Here is a 23,857-nt window from a genome sequence, read left to right as displayed (position 1 = left end):
ACGACTACAGCGTGGCCTGCGCCTGCAGAGTGAACACCCAGGCATCGGGCCGTTCGGACAGGCCGGAAGGCCGGGTCACATATTGCGCCGCCGGCCGCAGGATCAGCCAGGGCGCAACCTGCACGCCATAGTTCACCTCCAGCATCTGCTCACGGGTCTGCACGGGCTCACCGCTGCTGCGTTGCTGCGCCTGCAGCCGGTCGGAGAAATCCAGCCGGGTCCATCCGACACTGACGATATCGTCCTCGCGTGCGCGGAACGGACCGCGCCAGCTTACGCCGAGCTCCCACGAACGCCGCAGCGACCCCGTCCGCACATCGGCCTGAGTGGCGATGGCGAACGCGGACACGCCACGCACCGTCTCTGCTTCCGGCTTCCAGATGCGCTGTGCAAGCTGGATGTACTCGCCGCTACGGTGCGAAGCCTCGCGTGCCGCAGGGTCGCCCAGCTGCACGGCGTTGGACGTGTCCCGGTAATAGCCGACCTTATAAGTGCCGCCGTAACCGCGCTGGCCGGGATCATGGACGAAGCCCAGTTCCACCGGGAAGAACAGGCCCGTGTTTCCATCCAGCGCAAGCTTGAACCCATTGTCGGCCTGCTTGCGCGAGGGGTTTACATCGAACACACCGGTCTGTGCGTACCAGCCGGAGGGGTCGGTCCATTTGGCACGCAGCCCCCACTGGCCGGTGGGATTATCCAGCCAGCCCGAGCTGTAGATCGGCCCCAGTGGGTGGCCACACTGTCCGTTGTTGTTGAAATTACAGGTGTACGGCAGGCCACCGAAATCGTTGCCCATCGAGAAGAAGCCACCCTTCAGGCTGAGCCGCTTGTCCAGCAGCGAGCGTTCGTAGGACACCTCGTTGAGGCGGAAATTCTGGCCCTGTCCCCAGAACGCCTGGTTCTGGATGTAGCTGCCGGTGTAGCGGTCATGCACTGCCTGGCCGAAGCGGTCGGACAGCACGATCCTGACCGTGCCGTCGACGCCCAGGGCCTTGCCGGTGTCGATGATGGCGCCAAGATCAAGATGTGTGGCCGTGGCGCTGCCCGAACCACGGTAGCCGCCATCCGCATACGCCGATGACACCACGGCGCGGGCAGTGGGAGTGATGCCGGCATCCTGCAGCCATGCACGCAATGGCAGGCCCGCGCTGAGCGGCACCTGCTTTACCGTGTCGACCGGCTTGGCGGCGGGCTCAAGGCGCGCCTCGGCGGCAGCGGTCTGCTGCGCGGCGAGCAGCGCAGCCAGCGACAGCACCCCAGACAATGCGCGCATCACAGCTCCCTCTTCCTGCGCGCGGCGCGACGACGCCACAGCCAGTACACCAGCCCGATGAACAGCAGTGCGGCTGCCGGCAGGCCGTAGGTGGTGAGCGTCATCAGCAACGGCGCTGGACCGCCGGCGCGTGCGCGCTTGACGTCGTCCAACGATACGCTGTCACCGGGACCGAACTGCTGCCGTACGTAGGTCGCGACGTTGGCGATTTCCGTGTCGGTCAGCGGTTGCACGTACGAGCCAGTTGAGAAGTGCGGCATCAGCACGTGCTCACCCGCCACCTCGCGGTCTACGCCGCTCAGGATGGTCGCCAGCAGGTTCTGCGGGGTCGCTGCGCCCACCGTGCTGTTGTGGGTCAGGGACGGATAGTACTGATCCGCGCTGCCCTCGCCGCGACTGCCATGGCAGCTGGCGCAGGAGCCGTCGTAGACCACCTGGCCGTTGTCCAGCGGCAGCGAGGTACCGCGCAGGCGGGCCTCGCCGGCAGTCGTGGCGCCGCCCTCCCGCAGCGACCAGGAAGAGGCGCTGCGGGTCATGCCCGCGTCCGCCACCGGGGGCACCGTGCGCAGGTAGGTGACGATCGATGCGATGTCGTCATCGGTGAGGTGGGACAGGCTGTGGGTGATGGCCTCTGCCATGCCGCCGCCGGCCTGCGCCTTGCCGCTCACCTTGCCGGTTTTCAGGTACCGGGTGATCTCCTGATCGGTCCACGCCCCGATACCGCTCACCGGGTCAGAGGTGATGTTGGGGGCGTACCACAGCCCCAGCGAGCCTCCTGCCAACGGCTGGCTGGACTTTTCCTGCATCAGCAGCCCGCGCGGCGTATGACAGCTGCCGCAGTGCTCGAGGCCTTCGACCAGATAAGCGCCGCGATTCCACTGGGCACCCTTGGCGGGTTCGGCGACGAACGGCGCGTCATCCAGGAACAGCAGGTTCCAGCCCGCCATCGAAAAGCGCATGTTGAACGGGAACGGCAGGTCGGTGGACGGGGACACCTCATCGACCGGTTTCACCTCGGCCATGAAGTAGGCATACAGATCGTGGATGTCCTGCTCGCTCAGCTTGGCATACGCGGTGTACGGCATCGCCGGATACAGACGGGCGCCATCCTTGCGAATGCCCTGGCGTACGGCGCGCTCGAAGTCGGCTTCGCTATAGCGGCCGATGCCGAACTTCACGGAAGGGGTGATGTTGCTGGCCCATATCTGCCCCATCGGCGAGGCGATGGCGTAGCCGCCGGCGTAGGCTTTGCCGTCGGTCGGCTTGGTGTGGCAGGCCATGCAGTCACCGGCCGTGGCCAGGTAACGTCCCCGCCCCACCGCATCGTCTGCATGGGCCGCGGGCACGCACAGCGCCCACGCCGCCGCCAACAGGACCAGCGCAGCCGCCCTCACAGCGCACGCTCGATGGCATCGGCCGTCTTCAGGCCCAGCGCGGCCATGGTCAAGGTGCTGTTGACCACGCTTGCCGACACCATCGCACTGCCGCCGGGCAGCCACAGGTTGGCGTGGTCGTGCGCGCGGCAGTTTTCATCCACCACCGAATCGCGCGGGTCGCTGCCCATGATGGTGGACCCCATGATGTGGTTGTTCGCATTGAGCGCGGTGGTGATGTTGAATTCTTCGGCGTTGAACAGCGAGCCGATGTGCCGCAGCTGCTCGCATGCCTTGTCATACCCCTTGCGGGCGTAGTCGCCGAGCGAATAGTGGATGTCCGGGCAGGCAAGGCCCAGCCCATCCACCCGGGATGTGGACAGGGTGAGGCGGTTGGTCGGGTCCGGCAAGGGTTCCAGGCTGATGGACAGATCCACGCCATACACCGCCCGTCTGCGGATTTCCGCGTCGAGGGCATCACCGACCAGCCCCATCGCAAGCGCTTGTTGGGTAGCGACAGGCACGCGGCTGATGTTGTTGAGGATGATCTTGTTGGCCGAGTAGTCCGCCCGGAAACTGCCGTCACGCGGGCCGACCATGCAGCTGGACTGCGCGGGCCCGCGGCCGAGCCAGATCGGGCGGTCGGCAATGAAGGAGCAGTGGAAACCGGAGTGATCCATCATGTTGCGTCCGACCTGATCAGATCCATTGGCGATGCCGGTCGGGTTCTGTTCGTTGGCCGCCAGCAGCAGCAGACGCGGCGTTTCCAGGGCGTTGCAGGCGATGACGAACTGGCGGCCGGTGGCCTTGTGGCTGACCCGGTCACGGTCGTACCAGTGCACGGCGGTGACGGTGTTCTGCGCATCGGTGTCGATGCGGTAGACCACGGCCTCTTCCAGCACGACCGCGCCTTTCTTCTCGGCCGCATCGACGGTGTGGATGCCGTTGTACATGGCACCGATCGGGCAGATGGGTTGGCAGTTGTTGTTGCCACAACAGGCGGGCCGCTCGTTCCAGGGCTGGATGGTGCGGCCCTGCGGGATCGGCACCAGGTTGTAGCCGTGCGGGTTGACGACCTCGGCGAAGGTGGCGTCGCCGTGCCCCCAGGGAATCATGTCTGCCACATAGGGCCGGGATCGTTCGCGCGGGCTCTGCCGCGTCGGATCATTGGGCCCCGATACGCCTAGCGCTTCTTCTGCCCGGCAGTAATACGCCTCGATGTCCGCGTAGGCGATGGGCCAGTCGCGACCAACCCCATAGGCCGATTTCATCTTGAAATCCACCGGCAGGTGGCGCCAGCACGACGCCGCCCAGTGCCAGGTAGTGCCGCCGACCGCCTTGATGAAGCCTTGGCGGAAACTGCTGGCATCGGGGCCGCTCAGGGCGACGTAGTCGTTGGCTGGAAAATACAGCGGTGCGGTGGCGTGCGGCGACTGCGGGTACGGGCCCTGGAAGTCACTGCCCAAGCGGCGTTCGAAGCTCGCGTTACGCCAGTTCTGTACGACCTCGGCCCGTTTCAGGCGCGGGCCGGCCTCCAGCATCACCACGCTGTGACCGGCGGCGACGAGCTGGTTGGCCACCAGCGCGCCAACGACGCCGGAACCGACCACGATGACGTCTGCCTCGACGTCACCGTTGTTGAATGTAGGTTTCTTCACGGAACAGCACTCCGGAGGCGCGGTGCATCAGCGCCGCGCGGCTATCGACAGGATCAGGATGTTTTCAGCGTGCGGCGACGGCCGGCGGAGGCGCAGCAACCCACCACGCAGGGCCACCCCTGGCGTAGGTTGCCGGGAAGATGCCGTCGGCGACCGGATGCTGCATGAGCGCATCGCGGTAGGCCACGGTGACTGCGTCGGTGCCCTTGCCTACCGTGCCGGTGTACCAGGCCGCGACGATCACCAACGCAGCGTCGCGGACAGCCGGGATGGCAATGAACTCCTCCGGTGAGTCCACTGTGCCGGCCAAGCGCTGGAGCGCATCCAGCGTGGACGTGGTGGCCGGCTCATGGACGGCCATCGCAGCGCGGATGCGCCCGGACACGTAGGGATCCAGATCGTGCTTGCCGGTCAAGGCACTGGACAACGCCAGGAACCTGGCATCTGCGGCCGCATCAGCGTCTGACGGGACGGAGTCGGCTTGCTGGTTGGCGCTTGGCTGGGTGCCGGCAGCAGCGGTATCGCTGCGACGGCAGGCTGCGAACAGCGCCATCGAGGCCGACGCCAGAAGAAATCTCCGGCGTGACCAGGCATTGGGTTGTTCAGAGCCCGCATCACCGTTGCTATCGTCCACGGAAGCGTTCCAATGCGGCATGTGAGGGGGAAGCTGCGCATGATTGCAGGCTGCGGAGACACCATCAATTGGCGGAGCTATTAATTCAAATATGCAACTAATAGCGCTACCGACGCTTTAATTCATCGCATTCAACAACTTGATTGCGGATCGCGCCGCAAGGTGAGCGTGGAGTGAAACGCAGAACGATCTGTTTACACCGTCAACACGGTGTGCCGCGTGAAGTCAGGATCCCGCCGAGCACGGCTCGGCGTTACAACGGCTGCGTGCACGGTCTGGTAGCGCCGAGCCACGCTCGGCGAGCGCGCAGCGCGGCGCCTTTGCTTTCCCGCCGAGCACGGCTCGGCGCTACAACGGCGGCGTGCATGGTCTGGTAGCGCCGAGCCACGCTCGGCGAGCGCGCAGCGCGGCGCTTCTTCCCGTGCCCTCTCCACATCACGCAGACATCCCGGGGCCACGCGCTTTACCGTCGCCCCGCCACACTCCGGCTTCCCTGCTGCCCCCGGAGTAAATGCTGATGTCAGTCCCCAACTACCCCAAGCCCCCGTTCAACACCCCTCAGCAGTCCTTCCCCGGCAAGACGGACAAGATGGAGCCGCGCCCCGACCACGGTGAGGAAAGCTACGTCGGCCACGGGCTGCTGAAAGGCAAGAAAGCCCTGATCACCGGCGGCGACAGCGGCATCGGCGCTGCCGTCGCCATTGCCTACGCACGGGAAGGGGCCGATGTGGCGATCGCTTTCCTCAAGGGTGAGGAAAAAGATGCGGAGAGCATCGCCGCGCTGATCGAAAAGGCCGGCCAGAAGGCCGTTCTCTGCCCTTGTGACGTGAGCGATGACGCGCAGGCCGAAGCGCTGATCAAGCGCGTGACCGACGAGCTGGGTGGGCTGGACATCCTGGTCAACAACGCCGCCTACCAGCGCTACTACGAATCCTTCGACGAGATCACGCTCGAAGACTGGCGCAAGACGTTTGAAACCAATGTGCACGCGGTATTCAACCTCACGCGTCTGTCGGTGCCGTACCTGAAGGACGGCGGTTCGGTCATCAATACCGCGTCGGTGAACTCGAAAAAGCCCACTCCGAACATCCTCCCCTACTCCAGCACCAAGGGCGCGTTGGCCAACCTCACCATCGGGCTGGCAGGACTGCTGGCCGAAAAAGGCATCCGCGTGAACGCGGTGCTGCCGGGCCCGATCTGGACCCCCTTCATTCCTGCTGGCATGGCCGCCGAAGAAGTGGCGCAGTTCGGCAGCCAGACGCCGTTTGGTCGCCCGGGCCAGCCGGCGGAACTCGCCTCGGCGTATGTGATGTTGGCGGCTGACAGCTCGAGCTACACCTCGGGCGCACTGCTGACGATCTCCGGCGGTGCCGCAACGCTGTAACGCTTCGGCTCACTCCCTCCCCCCCAAGGAACCGCAATGACCACCCGCAATCAGTACGACATGCAGAATCCGCTTACCCAGTTCCCGCAGCCGACCTATCCCGCGCAGGTGCAGACGGCGCCGGGCACCGTGCATGCACTTTCCCCCTCAGCCGATCATGGCGAAACGTCGTACGTCGGACTTGGCCGCATGAAGGGACGAAAGGCCTTGGTCACGGGCGCCGACTCGGGCATCGGGCGCGCCGTTGCAATCGCGTTCGCACGCGAGGGCGCCGATATCGTGCTGAACTACCTGCCGGAGGAAGAACAGGACGCAGCCGAGGTGGTGGCGTTGATAAAGGCCGAGGGGCGCAAGGCCGTTGCGGTGCCCGGTGACCTGCAGGACGAGCAGTTCTGCAGCGCGCTGGTGGCCAAGGCGGTGGACGCGCTTGGCGGTCTGGACGTCGTGGCCAACATTGCCGGCAAGCAGGTCGCGGTGGAAAAAATCGAAGACCTGAGCACAGAACAGTTCGACGCGACCTTCCGCACCAACGTCCATGCGCTGTTCTGGGTGTGCAAGGCCGCGCTGCCGCATCTGCCGGCGGGCGCCACCATCATCAACACCGCCTCGATCCAGGCGTATCAGCCCTCCCCCAACCTGCTGGACTACGCGCCGACGAAAGCGGCCATCGTCAACTTCACCAAGGCGCTGGCGCAGCAGGTCGCGGAGCGCGGCATCCGGGTCAACGCGGTTGCGCCGGGTCCGGTCTGGACGCCGCTGCAACCTGCTGGCGGACAGCCACCGGACGCGATCCCTGAGTTTGGTTCACAGACCCCGCTGAAGCGTGCGGGCCAGCCGGTCGAGATGGCATCGGCGTACGTGCTGCTGGCAACGCAGGAATCGAGCTACATCACCGGCGAAGTGATCGGTGCAACGGGCGGGATGCTGCTGCCGTGACGTCTGCCGACGCTGCGGGGATCGACACCCGGCGCGATGCGGACGGCTATGCACCGATCAACGGGTATGCCGCGATCGGGGATGGCCGCTCCAGTGCGCTGATCGCACCGGACGGCAGCATCGACTGGTGGTGTGCACCGTGCATGGATGCCCCGCCGCTGCTGGACCGGCTGCTGGATGCACCGGAGGGCGGGCGCTTCGTCCTGCAGCCACGCGACAGCCAGCACGTGCAGCGACGTTACCGGCATAACAGCAACGTGCTGGAAACCGAGGTGCGGACGGCCAGTGGCACGGCGCGCATCACCGAATCGTTGAACAGCGGCCCGGCAGGTCGGCTGCCGTGGTCGGAACTCGCCCGCCGTGTCGACGTACTGGACGGCAGCGTCACGTTCGATCTCTTGTACCAACCCGGTAACCGGGGCGGCACCTGCACGCCGTGGATGAGCGAAACGCCGAACGGCTGCGTGCACCACGTCGGCCCGGTGATGACCATGCTTCATTATTCTCCACGACTGCAGGTGGAGACCTGCGATGACCGGCAGGTGCGCGGCGTTCTGGTCCTCGACGCGGGCGAGCAGGATATCGTCGCCCTGCTCGCCTCGCAGGATGAAGTCTTGCCGGTGCCGCCGCTGAAGGAGATCGACACGCGCATCGACCGCTCCGACCGGGAGTGGCGACAGTGGGTGGCGGATCTGAAGTGCACGAGCACCTACCGGGAAGAAGTGATCTGCTCCGCGCTGGCGCTGAAGTTCCTGTGGTTCGCGCCCACCGGTGCCATCGCCGCGGCGGTCAGCGCGTCCTTGCCGGAGCGCATCGGCGGTGACAAGAACTGGGATTACCGCTATGCCTGGGTACGCGATGCGGCCTATGTGATCAAAGCTTTCCTGCGCGTGGGCGCAACGCCAGATGCGAAGGCGGGTTTCAGTTGGCTGATGACCACCATCGGCCGCCACCGGCCTGGCTTGGCACCCTGTTTCACGCTGCGCGGCGAGCGGGTGGAAGAGGAGCGTTACGTGGAGGTGCCCGGTTATCGCAACAGCCAGCCGGTGCGCGTGGGCAATACCGCAACCGACCAGTTGCAGACCTGTGGCTACGGTGACGTCATGGAGATGGCCAGCCGCATGATCGATGCTGGCCATATCTTCGACCCTTCCACCGCGCGTCTGCTGTTCGAGCTGGCCGAAGAGTGTGCCGACGGCTGGATGCGCAAGGACAGCGGATTCTGGGAGCTTGAAGACATGCAGCACTACACGATGTCCAAGGTCGAGTGCTGGATGGCGTTGCGACGTGCCTGCGAACTGGCCGAAAAAGGCCATATCACCACCGCGCGTTTGCCGCGATGGCAGCGGGAAAAAGAGCGCATCCTGGAATGGATCGATGCGCATTGCTGGGATGAAGCGCGCCAGTCGTATGTGATGCATGCCGGCAGTGATCGGTTGGATGCGAGCTTGATGCTGGCGTGCCGGTTCGGACTGGCAGACGTTCGGCGGGAGCGCTTCATCGCCACCCGTAATGCGATGCGGCGCGAGTTGTGCGATGCCAGCGGGGACCTGCTGTGGCGTTACAGCGGGATGCAGGACTGCGAAGGCACGTTCATCAGTTGCGCGTTCTGGATGGTGGAGGCGTACGGGCTGCTGGGCGAGCCGGAAGAGGCCAAGCGGTTGTTCGAATCGCTTCTGGCACGGGTCCGCAACGATGTCGGGCTGATGCCCGAAATGTGGGACCCGGCGACCGAGCAGGGACTGGGCAACACCCCCCAAGGATTGAGTCACCTGGCGCTTATCCACGCCGCCTTCGCCGTGGACGGCAAATAGCAGCATGGTCCGTGGTAGCGCCGAGCCACGCTCGGCGAGCGCACCGCGCGGTGCCTTTGCTCTCCCGCCGACCATGGGTCGGCGCTACAACGGCAGCGTGCGCGGTCGGGTAGCGCCGAGCCACGCCCGGCGAACGCACCGCGCGGTGCCTTCGCTCTCCCGCCGACCATGGGTCGGCGCTACAACGGCAGTGTGCACGGTCAGGTAGCGCCGAGCCGCGCTCGGCGAGCGCGCAGCGCGGCGCCTTTGCTCTCCCGCCGACCACGGGTCGGCGCTACAACGGCAGCGTGTACGGCCTGGTAGCGTCGAGCCACGCTCGGCGAGCGCACCGCGCGGCGCACCTCAGCCCTACCCATTGGCGCAGACTATCGCTAACATGTAAACGATTACATGGAGCCTGAGAGTCAATGGAAGCACGTACTACCTCCCCCGTCAGCCCGAAGTGGCAGTTCCGCTTCGACTTCTTCCAGCAGCACGGCGCGCCGAAGACCAAGGAATACCGCGAGGCCCTCAAGGCCCTGCCCTTCGGTGACAAGCTCAAGGTCAACGTCAACCTGTTCGCCCTGTTCTTCGGCTGGATCTACCTGGCCATCCTGGGCATGTGGCGCAAAGCCCTCGTGGTGCTCGGCCTCAACGTGATTCTGGTCGTGCTGTCGTTCGTGATGCCGGACATCGTCGCCCGTGCGCTGTGGGCCGCGCTCAACATCGCCGTCGGCATGAGCACCAACTACAGCTTCTTCATGGAGCGCGTTAAGGGCAAGGAAAGCTGGAACCCCTTCGAAGGGCTGTTCTAAGCAGCGCGCTGCGTCGACCCGGACCACCAGGTCGACGCAGCACCCGCTCAACCGGCGCAGTCGACCTTCTGGTCGTACTCCGTACCCACGGCCACTTTGGCCAATGACAGCTTCACGCCCTTGCTGGCACGCAGGCCCATCGGCACATCCAGTCCTTTCATGTCCACGCCGGCCTTCGCCAGGCAGTGCAGTGGCACGCCCATGCGGGTCCACTCACCGGGGGTCGCCCGTGCCAGCGCCGTGGCGATCGGCACCTCACCGCGCGACGCCTTGCCGCTTGCCGCAACGTAGCTGACCGAAGCGTTGGCCGGCAGCGCGTCAACGCGAAGCGTGGCGATGACCAGCACGTCACCGTTGGTTTCCCGCAGCAGGTCCAGCGGCGTGTTGGAGCGCAGTTCAACCAGGCCCTGCCCGCTGAAATCAAACTGGCGCGCTCCCTCCTGCACATCGGTGTTGATCGCCGTCATGGTGATCGACCCGTCCGGTGTCGCCGCGTTGGGGTGCACGATGTCCACCGGCTCGCCATTGGTGCCGGTCAGGCGCAAGGTCAGCCCGGTGCTGGCAGCGCCGCGGTCGAACCAGGTGCTGGTGCGGGTCTTGGTCGGGTCGATGCCGGGCTCTTCGGACAGCGCCTTCAGGTCGCCGTTGTCGGCGTAGCGGAGCCCATGGCCGAACGCGAACTGCGGGTCATAGCCGGGCTGCCCCACATTGTTGACGTACTGATCCGCACGACGGGGCCACGAGAAGCTGAGCTTGCCGCGGAAGTCATGCTGAGGCTTTTCGTCACGCCCGCGCAGCAGCACATCGGCAACGCCCTCGCCTTCCGAGCCCGGCAGCCAGGCCGCCACGAACGCATCGGCGGCGTTGATTTCGCGGTTCATCCACAACGGCCGGCCGCTGATGAACACGGCAACCACGGGGATGCCATCGGCCTTCAGCTTCTTGATCAACTCCAGGTCGCCGGAACGGCCGCCCTTGAACATCAGGTCCGGCAGGTCGCCCTGGAATTCGGCATACGGCTCTTCGCCGAACACGACCACGGCAACGTCCGGCTTGGTTTCATACGACCCGTCCACCGAGAGGTGTGCCTTGCCGCCTGCCGCCGTCACCTGCGTCCTGATGCCATCCCACACGGTGTCGGCATGCGGGAAGTCGTCGCGCTTCGTGCCGTCGCCCTGCCAGGTCAGCGTCCATCCGCCAGTCTGCTTGGTCATGTTGTCCGCGCCATCCCCGGCCACCAGGACGGTCTGCTTCGGGGACAGGGGCAGCACCGCGTTCTGGTTTTTCAGCAGGACCAGCGACTCACGCACGGCCTGCCGCGCCACCGCACGATGCTCGGGCGATCCCAGTAGTTCGAACTTTCCGCCCAATGCGCGCGCCGACGGCTTGGGCCTTTCAAACAGACCCATGCGCATCTTCGCCAGCAGGATCCGATGCACCGCATCGTCCAGCCGCGCCATGGGCAGCGTGCCGTCCTTCACATGTTTGACGGTGGACTCATACAGGCCCTTCCAGGTATCGGGGGCCATCGCCATGTCCATGCCCGCGATGAAGGTCTGCGCGCAATCGGTATTGGTGCAGCCCTTGACCTGGCCGTGGCCGTTCCAGTCGCCCACCACGAAGCCCCCGAAATTCATCCGCTCTTTCAGTACGTCGGTGAGCAGCGGCTTGTGGCCGTGCATCTTTTCACCGTGGAAACTGTTGAACGAGGCCATGACCGATTGCGCGCCCGCCGCGATCGCCGGAATGTAGCCCGCCGCGTGGATGTCACGCAGCTGTGCCTCGGTCACCGTGGTGTCACCCTGGTCCTTGCCATGGGTGGTGCCACCGTCGCCGAGGAAGTGCTTGACCGTCGTCATGACATGGTGATCGTCAAGGAAGTCCGCTGCCCCGGCCTTGCCCTGCAGTCCCTCGACGAACACGCCGGCATAGCTGGCCACCAGTGCCGGATCTTCCGAATAGCCTTCGTAGGCGCGGCCCCAGCGATCGTCCTGCGGCACTGCGACGGTCGGCGCGAAGGTCCACTCCATGCCGGTGGTGCGGGTTTCTGCCGCGGTGATGCGGGCGATCTCGCGCAGCAGTTCCGGGTTGCGCGTAGCGCCCAGCCCGATGTTGTGGGGGAACAACGTGGCGCCGACCACGTTGCTCTGACCGTGCATCGCGTCGATGCCCCAGATGATGGGAATCGCATGACCGCCCGCGCTGGTATCCATCGAGGCTTCCCAGTAGGCATCGGCCAAGGCCAGCCATTCGGCGGGCTTGGCGTTGTAGCGTCCGCCAGGATCGGAACCGCCGCCGGCAAGCACCGAGCCCAGTCGGTACTTTTTGACCTCCGCGGGCGTGATACTGCCGATGTCGCCCTGCACGATCTGCCCGACCTTCTCTTCCACACTCATCGATGCCATCAGCGCGCGGATCCGCTGTTCCATGGCGGCATCGGTGGGCAACGGCCAGCTCGGCTGCGGCCACTGCGCGGGGTGGATCCGACCCTCGGCCGGCGCCGCAGCGGCGCTGGACATGCAGGCCAACGCCAGCGCAACGGACAACAGCACAGGCGTCAAACGACCGGCAGCGGGTGGGACGAAACGGGTAGTCATGCGCATCGGATTCCTGGTCGGATCAGAACGGGTCGCCTGGATGCAGGCTAGACGAGTGCGTCGCGTGCAGCAGCGATGCTGAACCGTTTCTAAGCCGGGTTTGACAGCGCTGTCAATGCCATGACGCCACCAGGTGCGAAAAGGCTTGCGCTACGGGGAAGTCGTTGGGGAATTCGCCCGATACGCGTTGCGGCGCAGCACGAAAGCGGCGCTACCGCTTTGCGGCGCGCCAGCCGGCTGCCCTCGCCTCTTCCGGCGAACAGAAGTAACGCTCGCCGTCCTCAAAGTCGATCCGCGTCTGCGCGTAGTCGCGCTGGCCCGGCTGATGGAAGATCTTCGCGCCGCCGCTGGAAATGTTTCCCTTGATACGGCACGCCGTGGCAGGCGCCGATTCGGCTTGAGTGGGACGTGCATGGGCGGCACGCTGCGCACGACGATAATCTGCCGGCATCTGGAAGGCCCCTTGCCAGATGTTCCGCTTCTGCGCCTTGGCCCGCTGCTCATCCTCGACATACCGGGTGGCGTACTCACGGTAGGCCACTGCCCAGCCGGACCGGACCATCCAGGCGTTCACCGATTCGTTCTGCACGAAACACTCACCGACCGACCTGCCGTAACGATCTACGTCGCGTTGCACGCAGCGCACCGTCTTGTCCTGCAGATGTGCATCCAGCGCATTGGCAGCGCGGCGTCCGCAGGGCCATCGCGCGCCCTGCGCGGTGCTGCAGTGCTGCGCGCTCTCAGGCGCATCCATCCCCCACAGCCGTACCCGTCTCTGGTTCACCGCCAGCGTGTCACCGTCCACCACGGTGGCACGGCCGACGATCTCAAGGGGGGCCGCCATGCTCAACGGCGACACAACCAGTGCTACACACATCACAACAGTCCGGCGCATACAGCGAACAACACCTTCGATCTCACAAGCGGTGGCTATTCTCGCTTACGCGTCGCCTCGTGGCCGCGCACCGATGACCGCGGCGCGCCGTTTGTTCACGCCACCCTCATGCAGAAAAATAAGTGCATTGCCCTGCATCCAGTCCGCTGCCGGCTGCGTACCTTCAGTACCCTCATCCGAGGGACGAACAGGAGATGCACCGTGCAAGCTACTTTCAAGAAGATTGCCCTCGCTACCAGCCTCGCCGTTCTGGGCGCCGTCGCGGCCCCCAGCTTCGCCGCCAACCCGCCGATGGTGGGTGGCGCGCCGATGTATCCGGCCAAGACCATCGTTGAGAATGCCAGCGCGTCGAAGGACCACACCACGCTGGTCGCGGCAGTCAAGGCGGCCGGGCTGGTGGACACGCTCAACAGCGCAGGTCCGTTCACCGTGTTCGCCCCCACCAATGCCGCCTTCAACAAGCTCCCGGCGGGCACGGTCGATACCCTGGTCAAGCCGGAGAACAAGGCCGCGCTGACCAAGATCCTGACCTATCACGTGGTGCCGGGCGTGCATACGGCTGCCCAGTTGACCGCTGCGGCCACCAAGCAGGGCGGCACCGCCACGATGAAGACCGTGGAGGGTGAGCCGCTTACCTTCAAGCTGCAGGACGGCAAGTTGTGGATCGTGGATGCCAAGGGCGGCAAGGCATCGGTCACTACCGCTGATGTGATGCAGTCCAACGGCGTGGTGCACGTGGTCGATTCGGTGTTGATGCCGAAGTAAGCTGGAAAAACCGGGCGGACGTCCACGCGACGTCCGCTTTGGCCGAGTGACCGCTCCTTTGCCCGACGTTCGCATTTTCTTGCCACGCTGCCTACGGGCGCGTGTCTAGCGTGGGGCATCACTTCTCCGCTCAAGGACGCTCGCATGGCACTGATCCATTCCTTTCTGATGGGCGCCGTCGCGGGCATGCGCGCCATGACCCCGCTGGCCGCCGTCACCAACGCGGCGCGCAGCGGCAGGTTGCCCGCGGGCACCGCGGCGACGCGCCTGCTGGCCAATCGCGCCGCGGCGGCAGGCATGCTGGCATTGGCAGGCGGCGAGCTGATGGGCGACAAAATGAAAACGGCGCCGGACCGCATCGTACCTGCCGGCATGGCGGCCCGTGTAGCAACCGGACTGATCGTCGGCGCCGCGTTGGCGCCGCGTTCGCAGCGCGGTCTAGGGGCAGCGCTGGGCGCCGGCACTGCCGTGGCAGCGTCTTACCTGGCCTTCAACCTGCGTATGCGGGCCCTGCGGCGTTACGGGCAGACACCCACCGGCCTGGCGGAAGACGCGATCGCGGTGGGCAGTGCGGCCCTGATCACGCGCAGCGCCCTGTCTGGCCGCTGAAAAACCATCGCCTGATGGGGCTCCGCCGCTTCCCGTCGGAGGCCGAGGGCCAGCGCGTGCGCAACGGGGGTGAAAGGGTCCCAGGCCACCGCGTGCCGCCCATCTAGCACAGGCCCGGCTGGATCAGGGACAATGGCGGCTCGTCCGGGTCCTGCCCGGCCCGTTACAGCATGGACCCGCATCGAGCCGGTCATCGCTCTGCTGTCCACTCCAGGCTTCATGCCGTTTCTTCCGGATCTGATGTGACTACCACTGCCCCCTCCTCTGTCGCCGTGGCCGACGATGCGCCCCTGACCGACCGCCTGCGCGCCGCGCTGGACCTGCTGGAATCCATCGAAGCGGACCGCAGCGTGCTGGACACCCTGCCCGAGGCCGACCGCGTGCGGCTGCACCAGGTCGTGGCCAAGGTCTACCATCCCGAGCCCAAGGCGCGCCGGCAGATGCTCAAGCAGCAGGCCAAGGTCCGCCACCAGGAGAAGGTCCGCAAGGCCGAAGCGTTGCTGGAACAGACCGGCATCCGTGCCCTGCGCCGCAAGCCGGTGTTCAGTACGCCGAACTACTTCCCGCCGCACGCGGCCGGCCTGCATGACGCCCGTAACGGCGAAGGCGCTGATGCCGGCCCGGAGCCGGTGCACTCTCCCGAGCTGCGCCACTGTTACGTGTGCAAGCAGAAGTTCACCCAGCTGCATCATTTCTACGACCAGATGTGCCCGGACTGCGCCGCGCTGAACTTCACCAAGCGTACGGAGACGGCCGACCTGCGCGGGCGCGTCGCGCTGCTGACGGGCGGCCGGGTCAAGATCGGTTATCAGGCCGGGTTGAAGCTGCTGCGCGCGGGTGCCGAATTGATCGTGACCACGCGGTTCCCGCGCGATTCGGCTGCCCGCTATGCCGAAGAGCCCGACTTTGCCGTATGGGGCCATCGCCTGCAGGTATATGGCCTGGACCTGCGCCACACGCCCAGCGTGGAAGCCTTCTGCACCGAGCTGCTCGCCACGCGCACGCGGCTGGATTTCATCATCAACAATGCCTGCCAGACCGTGCGGCGTCCGCCGCAGTTCTACGCGCACATGATGGCCGGCGAGACCGCTGCGCTGCACGACGTGCCGGAAACCCTGCGCAACCTGATCGGTGACTACGAGGGCCTGCGCAGCGCCGAACTGCTGGGTGCGACCCCGGCCACGGTGCTGCAGGTGACACAGGAACAAGGCTTCAAGGGGGCCAACGGCCTGGTGCGTGCCGCCGAGCTTTCGCAGGTGCCGCTGCTGGCCGACGAACTGGTCGGCCAGCAGCATCTGTTCCCGGATGGCCGCCTGGACCAGGACCTGCAGCAGATCGACCTGCGCGACCGCAACTCCTGGCGCATGCAGATGGCCGAGGTGCCGTCGGTGGAACTGCTGGAGACCCAGCTGGTCAATGCCATTGCCCCGTTCATTCTCAATGCGCGCTTGAAGCCGTTGATGCTGCGTACGCCGGAGCGTGACAAGCACATCGTCAACGTATCGGCGATGGAAGGTCAGTTCTACCGCAACTTCAAGACCACCCGTCACCCGCATACCAACATGGCCAAGGCCGCGTTGAACATGATGACGCGTACCTCCGCGGCGGATTATCAGAACGACGGCATCCACATGAACAGCGTGGACACCGGCTGGGTGACCGATGAGGATCCGGCCGACCTGGCGGCGAAGAAGGTGGAGCAGGAGCGGTTCCACCCGCCGCTGGACATCATCGATGGCGCCGCGCGCATCGTCGACCCGATCATCCATGGGATCAACACCGGCGAGCACGTCTGGGGCCAGTTCCTGAAGGACTACGCGCCCACCGACTGGTGAGCCCGCAGCGGACCCGGTAGCGCCGAGCCATGCTCGGCGAGCCCGCAGCGCGGTGCCTTTTACGTTCCGCCGAGCACGGCTCGGCGCTACCCATGCATTGCCTCCCGATCACCGTCACCAGGCAGCCCACCCGGCCGACACCCGCACGGCGTCTTAACCCTGCGTTCTTATCCTGTGGTTTCTTCCAGAGGGAACAGGATGTCGCACATGAAGAAGCTGCACGCCATGGTGTTCACCGTCTGCCTGCTGGGCCTGAGTCCGCTGGCATTCGCCGAGACCGTCAACCTGACCAACAGCGCCGACGGCGCAGATCGCGACGCCGGCATCGCGGCGGTGAAGAAGAAGCTGCAGCAAGCCTGCAAGGATCGCCAAGGCACCGCAGACACCGATTCGTTCGAAGTCGTGTTCGAAAAGACCAGCGCGAATCCGGATGTGCCCAAGCCGTATTACGTGGACGGGAAAATGCAATGCGAGCTGCCCGGCGCCTGATCCGCGGCACCGCGGCCGGCCTCACCCGGCTGCTATAGTCGGCCGGGCATGGCAGGCACAGTGCCTGTCCACGAAATCACAGGGAGTGCGTCATGGGTCTTCGTCAGGCGGTGGCAGGTGCGGTGGGCGGTGTGCTGGCCGATCAGTGGAAGGATTTCTACACCGTTCCGGTTGGACTGCCTGCCACGGCTGCCCTGTTCGCGGCGGTCCCACGCGGCACCAACGCCGGGCGCGGCTCCAACACCAGCGCGTCGTCCAACATCATCACCAACGGTTCGAAGATCGTGGTCCCGGAAGGCTACGGCCTGCTGCTGATGCAGGACGGTGCAGTCACCGCGTTCGTCGCCGAGTCCGGCGGCTACGAATGGCGATCCGACGATGCCAACTCGCAGTCGATCTTCGCCGGAGACGGCCTGGTGACGCCGCTGATCCGCCAGACCTGGGAACGGTTCAAGTTCGGCGGCCAGCCCGGCTCGCAGCAGGCTGCATTCTTCGTATCGCTGAAGGAACTGCCGGACAACCGCTTCGGCACCCAGTCGGAGATCTACTGGGACGACGGCTTCCTCGGCACGCAGGTGGGCGCGGTGACGCGGGGTTCCTATACGCTGAAAATCGTGGACCCGATCCTGTTCGTCAAGAACTTCGTGCCGGCCCGCTATCTGCAGCCGGGCGAGGTTTTTGATTTCACCGACCTGGACAATGCGGCCGCCAGCCAGTTGTTCAACGAAGTCGTGGGGTCGCTGGCGCCCGCCTTCAGCCTGTATACCAACGATCCCGGCAAGGGCAATCGCATCACCAAGCTGCAGCAGGACTCGCTGGGCTTCGCCAAGAGCCTGTCCGACGCAGTGGAACAGGCGTACCAGTGGAACTCCGATCGCGGGCTTGCCATCGTCAAGACGGCCATCGTGTCGATCGAGTACGACGCCAATACCCGTGAACTGCTGAAGACGGTGCAGCGAGCGGATGCCCTGTCCGGTGCGCGCGGCAATTCCAACCTGCAGGCCAGCATGGCCCAGGGCATCCAGTCGGCAGGCGAAACCGGCGGCGCAGCAGGCCTGGTCGGCGTGGGTATGGCTTCGGGCATGTTCGGTGGCGTGGGCAGCATGCAACAGCCGGTCGCGCCGGCGAGCCCGGCCGCCGACGATCCGATCGCCAAGCTGACGAAGGCCAAGGAGATGCTTGACCTGGGCCTGATCACCCAGGACGACTACGACAAGCTCAAGGCCAAGGCGTTGGGTCTGTAAGACCAGGGACGCGCCGACCTCATGTCCGACTCCAGAACACCCCCGCCGCTGCCGCCGCTGCCGCCCGCAGCGGCGGCCCCGACGCCTCCGCTGACCGGTCCGGGATCGCCGCGGGACGTGCCGCCCCTTCCCGGCAGCCTGCCCGTGGACGCGACCACCCTGCCCCCGCCGATCCGTGACGAATTGCTGGCACCGGATCCGGTGGCGCTGGATACGGCTGCCGCCGAACTGAAGGATGGCCTCAACCGCTGCCCCAAGTGTGGGTCGACCGACGTCCGGCTCAAGCTGGGCACGGACGTGCTGGTGTGCCAGTACTGCCGCAACGAATGGCACGGCACGCGGGTCGAAGAAGCCTTCGGCCTGGGCGCCGGCATCGACCAGCTGCGTGGTCATGTCATCGCCTCCGGCGCCCGTGACATCGCCGCCGACAGTGCCAGCCTGATGAGCTTCAAGTGCACCGGCTGCGGCGCCGAGGTGACCATCAACACCGAAAGCACGATGACCGCACGCTGCCACTGGTGCCGTCATGTGTTCGGGGTCAATGAGCAGGTGGCCAACGGCGCCGTGCCCGATGCCGTGCTGCCGTTCCGGATCACCAAGGACGACGCGGTAGCGCGCATCCGCCAGTTCGTCGACAAGCGTCGCCTGTTCGCCCTGAAGGCGTTCAAGGACGAGTTCACGCCGGAGAATGTCATCGGCGTGTACCTGCCCTACATGATCGTGGACAGCAATGTCAGTGCGACGGTATCGGGACGCGGCGAAATCAAGACCCGCGAGTACACACGGGGCACCGAGAAGAACAAGCAGACCTACTACGACGCGGATGTCTACGCCGTGGACCGCCACGTAGCGTTCACCGTGGACGACCTGCCGCTGGAGTCTTCCGTGGAGCGCGGCAACCTGGATACGCAGGCCAACACCAACAACATCATCAACACGATCCTGCCGTTCGACACCAAGAACGCGCTGCAGTGGAATGCCTCCTTCCTGACCGGATTCACGTCGGAGAAGCGCAACCTGGACGTGGACAAGATGCTGCCGCGCCTGGAGGATCAGCTCCTGTCGATCGCACGGGCAAAAGTGGAAAGCTCGGTGCGTCGCTATGACCGCGGCGTCCGCTGGGAACAGGAACGCCTGGACGTGCATGGCACCCGCTGGGTATCGATGTACCTGCCGGTGTGGTTGTACTCGTACCACCAACCGGGCAAGAAGGGCGGCATGCTGCATTACATCGCGGTGAACGGGCGCACCGGTGAAACCATGGGCAGCGTGCCGGTACAGCAGTGGAAGCTGCTGCTGGCCGCGCTCACCACCGGCAGCGTCGTTGAAGCCATCGCACTCTGGATACTGGTGGCCGGATCATGAGCGAAGACAGTGGACTCTGGTTGTTGGCGGCTGGCCCTGCTGCGGCGACGGCGCTGTATTGGGGGCTGTACCGCTACTACCGCAACACGGACAAATCCCATGCGTTCGAGCGCGAAACGGCAGTCGATGCGAAGCCGGTGACCGGGTCGGACCGCAAGGTGGATACGGTGACCGGCACGCGGGAGCGGCAGATACGCGGCGACAACGTATCCGCGTATCGCAATCGGGTAAAGCGCGACATGGGCTGAGCGCCGCGCGTGGCGGTGTGGCGCCTCACATGGCTGTGCGCACGCGCGGCCTATCGTGGCGCGGACTGCCTTGATGAGTGCCGCCTGTGCCGCAGACCGACCTGGAGACACGCCGCCGCTTTCTGCGAGCGGGTGCGATGACGATGGCCGCTGCGCCGTTGCTGGCCTGTTCGACACGGCTGGGTGGGCGCGCCTCCAGCAGCGTGACGCCACCCGACGAAACGCGCAGGTCGCTGACCGCCGCGGGCCTGCAGGCCGGCCCCTTTACCGGTCACCGCGACAATGGCGTGGCGGCGTGGCGGGGTATCCGCTACGCACGCGCCACGCGCTTCGGCTTGCCCGTCGTGGAGCCGCTGCCGGCCGCCCCCGTCGCTTGCACCACGTTCGGCGCGACGGCCGCGCAGGAGAAAGGCGCGGGCGGTGCGCGCAGTGAATCCGATGACCCGTTCTTCCTCAACGTCTGGTCACCCGCAGCGGACGGCACGCAACGTCCGGTGATGGTGTGGATCCACGGCGGCGGGTTCCGTACGGGGGCAGGGTCGATGTATCCGGGCCACGAGCTGGCCGCCAGCGGCGATATCGTGGTGGTCACGCTCAACTACCGGCTGGGGGCGATCGGATTCGCTGATTTTTCGGCACTGGGCATCCCCAATAACCGGGGGCTGCACGATCAGATCGCCGCCTTGCGTTGGGTCCAGGCCCATATCGCGCTGTTTGGTGGTGACCCGGCGCAGGTGACCGTGGTCGGTGAGTCGGCGGGGTCGACGTCGGTTGCCTTGCTGATGGTGGCCCGGGGGATCGAGCCGTTGTTCCGCGCTGCCATCATGCAGAGCGGATCGCTCAACCTGCTTCACGACCAGCAGATAGCAGCACGCCTGGCAGTGCGCTACCGCGAACTGCTGGGCAATGCGGCCGACAGTCGTGCGGCGTTGGAGGCCGTGCCGGTCGCCCGCCTGCTCGACGCGCAGGCGCAGGTCGCCGACGCGTTCCCCGGCATGATCCCGGCCGCGCCGATCTATGACGGCGACCTGCTGCCCGCTTCGTTTGAAGCGGCCCTGCTGGCTGAGACGCCCGACATCCCGCTGCTGGTCGGCGCGATGCGGGATGAAATACGTTTCTTCGAGATTCCGGGTGCACGCACCATGTTGCTGCGCGAGCGCGGTGAGCTGCTGGCCCAAGTGGGCTGGCTGCTGGGGAAAACCGCTGCTGGCCGCATCGCGGCGACCTATCCGGACACGCGGGCCGGCAACCGTGACCTGGGCACCGACGCCAACTTCCAGATGCCCACGCGGCATTTCGCCGAGCGGCACGTCGCCCGCGGACGCCGCGCATGGGTGTATCGCTTCGACTATGGCGGGCTGTTCCTGGGGGCCGCGCATGCGGTGGACCTGACGTTCCTGTGGCCGTTGGACGGCGTGGTGTTCGGTGCGCTGCGGGGTGGCCCGCTGACAGGCCGACGGCGTGCGCTCGCCGAGCGCATGCGTTCGCGCTGGATTGGGTTCGTCCGCGAAGGGGATCCTGGCAGCGAGTGGCCAACCTACGTGCTGCCTCAGCGCCCTACCCTGATCATGGACCGGACCGATCGCGTGGAGCAGGATCCTGACCGTGCGCGTCGGGATGCCTGGGACGGGCAGGAAATCGAAATCGCGCGTCGCCCGTGATTGGGTTATTTATGTGACGCGTCACGGGTTGCGGGTCGCTTGGCCTGCCGCCGCGCACGCAGCACGGCCCAGGTCACCACGATCACCTTCGGGATCACCACCAGCACTACCACCCACAACCATCCCGTGCTGCTCATCATGCGTGCTCCCGGTCCGTGCCCCCATGGTAGCGCCGAGCCACGCTCGGCGAGCGCAGCGGTGCTTTCCGCTTGGTAGCGCCGAGCCGTGCTCGGCGAGCGCAGCGGGGTTTTCTGCTTGGTAGCGCCGAGCCGTGCTCGGCGAGCGCAGTGGGGTTTTCCGCAAGAAGCCGCCGAGCACGGCTCGGCGCTACCGGTACGTGTCAGCCCTCACCCGCGGCCTTTCGCCTGCTTCCGTGACACGTTACGGTGAACCCTGATTCCGCTACTGGAGAGCTGCGTTGCTCCGGATCGCATCCCCGTTCCATCTCGCGCCATGCGTCGCCTCCCTGCTGTTCACCGCGCCCGCTGTGGCGCAGGATCACCCCGACCACGTGGCGGCCACCCACGCCTTCAGCCTGATCCATGAGGCGCCCTCGTCGGTCTTCGTCGACGCCACCGCGACCCACGTACCGCTGGCACCCGCCCTGCATTCCACCGACTCGGTCTTCGTGGACGTCGACCACGACGGCGACCTGGATGCGGTCGTGTCGGTGGAGCACGGGGTCAACCGCCTGTACGTCAATGACGGGGGCGGCCGGCTGCGCTACGTGCCCGATGTGTTCGGCACGCGCAGGGCGGACAACGAGCATGTGCGCGCCGCTGATTTCAACGGCGATGGCCAGGCCGACGTGGTGTTCGTTGCCGAAGACGAAGCACGGCATCAGCTGTTCTTCGGCGATGGCAAAGGCGGCTTCACCGAGGTCAGTGATCGCTTGCCCACCGGCCGCCAGGGCAACGGCCTGGCCGTGGGGGACCTCAACGGCGATGGCCTGCCGGACATCTTCATCGGCAGCACCGCCGAAGGCGGCTCCCGTGCCGAGGCTGCGCGTTCGCGCAACGTGCTGCTGCTCAACGATGCCAAGCGTCCCGGACATTTCATCGATGCCAGCAAAAGCCACCTGCCGCAGCGCGAAGACCAGACAGAAGGCGTGGCGTTCGCCGACATGGATGGCGACGGCGACCTCGACATCGTGCTCGCAAGCCCCGCCCACCCGAACCGCCTGCTTATCAACGATGGCAAGGGGCGTTTCAGCGATCAGTCGCACCGCCTGGATCTACGGGTCCCGATGGAGACGCGCGAGGTCCACGTGGCGGATGTCAACGGCGACGGGCGCCCGGACATCGTCTTCTTCAACATCACCAGCAACAATGCGGCGTGGGAGAAAGATCCGCAGACCCGCTTGCTGATCAACGACGGCACGGGGCAGTTCGTGGATGAAACGGCTGCGCGGTTGCCCACGCATACGTTCTCCAGCTGGGCCGGCACGGTCGTGGATTTCAACGGCGATGGCCATCCGGATCTGCTGGTCGGCGCCATCCAGGTTCCGGGCTTCGTGCCGCTGCAGTTGCGTGCGTGGCAGAACGACGGCAAAGGCACCTTCACCGATGTCACGCTGGACGTGGTGCCAGGCATCACCGTGGGCCGCAGCTGGAGCATGGGACAAGGCGATCTGGATGGCGATGGGCGAACCGATGTGCTGATCGGTGGCTGGGGTACGCAGGCCCGCCTGCTGCTGACCGACACGCAGGGCTATGCGCGAGGATCCAGATAGCCGCGGATGGCTGCCTCCACCGCAAGGAAGCGGTGCCGTTGCACCAGATAGCTTGCAGCGAAAATCAGCGCAACCACCACGACGCCGCCGGGGGCCACCGCCAGCGCAGGAATAAAGCTGGCGACCACGAACAGGACCGTCCAGCTGGAGCGCCCCACGATCCGCAGTTCACGCCGCTGCACGTCGACGAGAATCAGCCCGCGCATCATCGGCGGATAGCGCCAGCCAAAATGGAAGCCGAAGCTTTCGCGGAACGCAAAGGACCGTCGGTCCAGCCGGCGCACCAGCAGGTCTGGCCATTGGTCAGACTGCAGGTCGGCCTGCAGCCGCGTGTCGGGGAAATCGAGCAGCAGCGAGGCCGGCACCGGTATGCGTCGACTGAACAGGGTCACGCCCCATGGCCACCACGGTCGGCACCAGAGCACCAGCAGTACGCCTTCAAGCAGCACCAGGGCGAGCAGCGTTTGATACATCGTGAATCCCCCACTCTGGCGCCTGCACGCGTCTCGCCGCCGCAGGCAGGCATGAATGCGGAGTGCCCGGAGCCTAGC

General features: G+C 65.9%; 21 protein-coding genes. 13 read left to right on the top strand and 8 right to left on the bottom strand.

Annotated features, from left to right (window positions below):
• Window positions 1-4: 4 nt before the first annotated feature.
• The 4 genes from IFT58_RS00255 to IFT58_RS00240 all read right to left on the bottom strand — a co-directional run bounded on the left by IFT58_RS00255 (window position 5) and on the right by IFT58_RS00240 (window position 4,938).
• Window positions 5-1,273: a carbohydrate porin gene (locus tag IFT58_RS00255; RefSeq protein ID WP_192093602.1), complete on the bottom strand. Its 1,269-nt coding sequence runs from the start codon at window positions 1,271-1,273 to the stop codon at window positions 5-7.
• The gene (locus tag IFT58_RS00250) at window positions 1,273-2,667 is read right to left on the bottom strand and encodes a cytochrome c (protein WP_342029513.1); all 1,395 of its coding nucleotides are present in this window, start codon (window positions 2,665-2,667) and stop codon (window positions 1,273-1,275) included. Before IFT58_RS00250 ends, IFT58_RS00255 begins: the two co-directional genes overlap by 1 nt.
• Window positions 2,664-4,304, bottom strand: a complete 1,641-nt coding sequence (locus IFT58_RS00245; protein ID WP_192093600.1) for a GMC oxidoreductase — start codon at window positions 4,302-4,304, stop codon at window positions 2,664-2,666. Before IFT58_RS00245 ends, IFT58_RS00250 begins: the two co-directional genes overlap by 4 nt.
• Before the next feature lie 64 nt (window positions 4,305-4,368).
• Complete coding sequence (locus tag IFT58_RS00240) at window positions 4,369-4,938, bottom strand: sugar dehydrogenase complex small subunit (RefSeq protein WP_342029512.1); 570 nt, start codon at window positions 4,936-4,938, stop codon at window positions 4,369-4,371.
• A gap of 517 nt (window positions 4,939-5,455) precedes the next feature.
• Between IFT58_RS00240 and IFT58_RS00235 the strand changes: the two genes are divergently transcribed.
• The 4 genes from IFT58_RS00235 to IFT58_RS00220 all read left to right on the top strand — a co-directional run bounded on the left by IFT58_RS00235 (window position 5,456) and on the right by IFT58_RS00220 (window position 9,866).
• Window positions 5,456-6,322, top strand: coding sequence for an SDR family oxidoreductase (locus tag IFT58_RS00235; RefSeq protein ID WP_192093598.1), 867 nt, complete (start codon window positions 5,456-5,458; stop codon window positions 6,320-6,322).
• 36 nt (window positions 6,323-6,358) lie between these two features.
• Window positions 6,359-7,258: an SDR family oxidoreductase gene (locus IFT58_RS00230; RefSeq protein ID WP_192079543.1), complete on the top strand. Its 900-nt coding sequence runs from the start codon at window positions 6,359-6,361 to the stop codon at window positions 7,256-7,258.
• A complete protein-coding gene (locus IFT58_RS00225; RefSeq protein WP_192093597.1) occupies window positions 7,255-9,072 on the top strand; it encodes a glycoside hydrolase family 15 protein in 1,818 nt (605 codons plus the stop codon). The genes IFT58_RS00230 and IFT58_RS00225 overlap by 4 nt, the downstream gene beginning before the upstream one ends.
• A gap of 407 nt (window positions 9,073-9,479) precedes the next feature.
• Window positions 9,480-9,866: a DUF2628 domain-containing protein gene (locus IFT58_RS00220; protein ID WP_192093596.1), complete on the top strand. Its 387-nt coding sequence runs from the start codon at window positions 9,480-9,482 to the stop codon at window positions 9,864-9,866.
• A 47-nt stretch (window positions 9,867-9,913) separates the two neighbouring features.
• On the opposite strand, the gene IFT58_RS00215 is transcribed toward IFT58_RS00220, so the two are convergent.
• Together IFT58_RS00215 and IFT58_RS00210 are read right to left on the bottom strand one after the other, a co-directional pair.
• A complete protein-coding gene (locus IFT58_RS00215) occupies window positions 9,914-12,463 on the bottom strand; it encodes a glycoside hydrolase family 3 protein (protein WP_192093595.1) in 2,550 nt (849 codons plus the stop codon).
• A gap of 211 nt (window positions 12,464-12,674) precedes the next feature.
• Window positions 12,675-13,340 carry a thermonuclease family protein gene (locus tag IFT58_RS00210; protein WP_249405569.1) on the bottom strand — a complete coding sequence of 222 codons (666 nt, stop codon included), beginning with the start codon at window positions 13,338-13,340 and terminating at the stop codon, window positions 12,675-12,677.
• Window positions 13,341-13,559: 219 nt separating this feature from the next.
• On the opposite strand from IFT58_RS00210, the gene IFT58_RS00205 reads away from it, so the two are divergent.
• From IFT58_RS00205 to IFT58_RS00170, 8 genes are all read left to right on the top strand, one after another.
• Window positions 13,560-14,123, top strand: coding sequence for a fasciclin domain-containing protein (locus tag IFT58_RS00205; protein ID WP_188323987.1), 564 nt, complete (start codon window positions 13,560-13,562; stop codon window positions 14,121-14,123).
• A gap of 144 nt (window positions 14,124-14,267) precedes the next feature.
• Window positions 14,268-14,732: a DUF4126 domain-containing protein gene (locus IFT58_RS00200; protein WP_192093593.1), complete on the top strand. Its 465-nt coding sequence runs from the start codon at window positions 14,268-14,270 to the stop codon at window positions 14,730-14,732.
• Between the two features lie 272 nt (window positions 14,733-15,004).
• A complete protein-coding gene (locus IFT58_RS00195; RefSeq protein ID WP_223203059.1) occupies window positions 15,005-16,567 on the top strand; it encodes an SDR family oxidoreductase in 1,563 nt (520 codons plus the stop codon).
• 207 nt (window positions 16,568-16,774) lie between these two features.
• The gene (locus tag IFT58_RS00190) at window positions 16,775-17,056 is read left to right on the top strand and encodes a hypothetical protein (protein ID WP_192093592.1); all 282 of its coding nucleotides are present in this window, start codon (window positions 16,775-16,777) and stop codon (window positions 17,054-17,056) included.
• Window positions 17,057-17,148: 92 nt separating this feature from the next.
• Window positions 17,149-18,300, top strand: coding sequence for an SPFH domain-containing protein (locus IFT58_RS00185; RefSeq protein WP_192093591.1), 1,152 nt, complete (start codon window positions 17,149-17,151; stop codon window positions 18,298-18,300).
• A gap of 21 nt (window positions 18,301-18,321) precedes the next feature.
• Window positions 18,322-19,665, top strand: coding sequence for a TFIIB-type zinc ribbon-containing protein (locus IFT58_RS00180; RefSeq protein WP_192093590.1), 1,344 nt, complete (start codon window positions 18,322-18,324; stop codon window positions 19,663-19,665).
• Window positions 19,662-19,913, top strand: coding sequence for a hypothetical protein (locus tag IFT58_RS00175; protein WP_188323982.1), 252 nt, complete (start codon window positions 19,662-19,664; stop codon window positions 19,911-19,913). Before IFT58_RS00180 ends, IFT58_RS00175 begins: the two co-directional genes overlap by 4 nt.
• An 86-nt stretch (window positions 19,914-19,999) precedes the next feature.
• Window positions 20,000-21,574 carry a carboxylesterase family protein gene (locus IFT58_RS00170; protein ID WP_192093589.1) on the top strand — a complete coding sequence of 525 codons (1,575 nt, stop codon included), beginning with the start codon at window positions 20,000-20,002 and terminating at the stop codon, window positions 21,572-21,574.
• A gap of 5 nt (window positions 21,575-21,579) precedes the next feature.
• On the opposite strand, the gene IFT58_RS18880 is transcribed toward IFT58_RS00170, so the two are convergent.
• Window positions 21,580-21,711, bottom strand: coding sequence for a hypothetical protein (locus tag IFT58_RS18880; protein WP_274603038.1), 132 nt, complete (start codon window positions 21,709-21,711; stop codon window positions 21,580-21,582).
• A 281-nt stretch (window positions 21,712-21,992) separates the two neighbouring features.
• On the opposite strand from IFT58_RS18880, the gene IFT58_RS00165 reads away from it, so the two are divergent.
• Window positions 21,993-23,306 carry a VCBS repeat-containing protein gene (locus IFT58_RS00165; RefSeq protein ID WP_192093588.1) on the top strand — a complete coding sequence of 438 codons (1,314 nt, stop codon included), beginning with the start codon at window positions 21,993-21,995 and terminating at the stop codon, window positions 23,304-23,306.
• Here the strand turns inward: IFT58_RS00165 and IFT58_RS00160 are convergent.
• Window positions 23,285-23,779: a hypothetical protein gene (locus IFT58_RS00160; protein WP_192093587.1), complete on the bottom strand. Its 495-nt coding sequence runs from the start codon at window positions 23,777-23,779 to the stop codon at window positions 23,285-23,287. The two genes, IFT58_RS00165 and IFT58_RS00160, sit on opposite strands and share 22 nt — an antisense overlap.
• Window positions 23,780-23,857: the final 78 nt, after the last annotated feature.

Origin of the sequence: Stenotrophomonas sp. CFBP 13718 (assembly GCF_014842145.1) — a bacterium.
Lineage (GTDB): Bacteria > Pseudomonadota > Gammaproteobacteria > Xanthomonadales > Xanthomonadaceae > Stenotrophomonas.
This window is presented reverse-complemented; position numbering and strand designations above follow the sequence as displayed.

Excerpts from the sequence above, each read along its gene's own strand:
- IFT58_RS00255 (WP_192093602.1), bottom strand. The coding sequence starts at position 1,273 with ATGCGCGCATTGTCTGGGGTGCTGTCGCTGGCTGCGCTGCTCGCCGCG.
- IFT58_RS00235 (WP_192093598.1), top strand. The coding sequence starts at position 5,456 with ATGTCAGTCCCCAACTACCCCAAGCCCCCGTTCAACACCCCTCAGCAG.
- IFT58_RS00230 (WP_192079543.1), top strand. The coding sequence starts at position 6,359 with ATGACCACCCGCAATCAGTACGACATGCAGAATCCGCTTACCCAGTTC.
- IFT58_RS00220 (WP_192093596.1), top strand. The coding sequence starts at position 9,480 with ATGGAAGCACGTACTACCTCCCCCGTCAGCCCGAAGTGGCAGTTCCGC.
- IFT58_RS00215 (WP_192093595.1), bottom strand. The coding sequence starts at position 12,463 with ATGACTACCCGTTTCGTCCCACCCGCTGCCGGTCGTTTGACGCCTGTG.
- IFT58_RS00210 (WP_249405569.1), bottom strand. The coding sequence starts at position 13,340 with ATGTGTGTAGCACTGGTTGTGTCGCCGTTGAGCATGGCGGCCCCCCTT.
- IFT58_RS00200 (WP_192093593.1), top strand. The coding sequence starts at position 14,268 with ATGGCACTGATCCATTCCTTTCTGATGGGCGCCGTCGCGGGCATGCGC.
- IFT58_RS00190 (WP_192093592.1), top strand. The coding sequence starts at position 16,775 with ATGAAGAAGCTGCACGCCATGGTGTTCACCGTCTGCCTGCTGGGCCTG.
- IFT58_RS00185 (WP_192093591.1), top strand. The coding sequence starts at position 17,149 with ATGGGTCTTCGTCAGGCGGTGGCAGGTGCGGTGGGCGGTGTGCTGGCC.
- IFT58_RS00180 (WP_192093590.1), top strand. The coding sequence starts at position 18,322 with ATGTCCGACTCCAGAACACCCCCGCCGCTGCCGCCGCTGCCGCCCGCA.
- IFT58_RS00175 (WP_188323982.1), top strand. The coding sequence starts at position 19,662 with ATGAGCGAAGACAGTGGACTCTGGTTGTTGGCGGCTGGCCCTGCTGCG.
- IFT58_RS18880 (WP_274603038.1), bottom strand. The coding sequence starts at position 21,711 with ATGAGCAGCACGGGATGGTTGTGGGTGGTAGTGCTGGTGGTGATCCCG.
- IFT58_RS00160 (WP_192093587.1), bottom strand. The coding sequence starts at position 23,779 with ATGTATCAAACGCTGCTCGCCCTGGTGCTGCTTGAAGGCGTACTGCTG.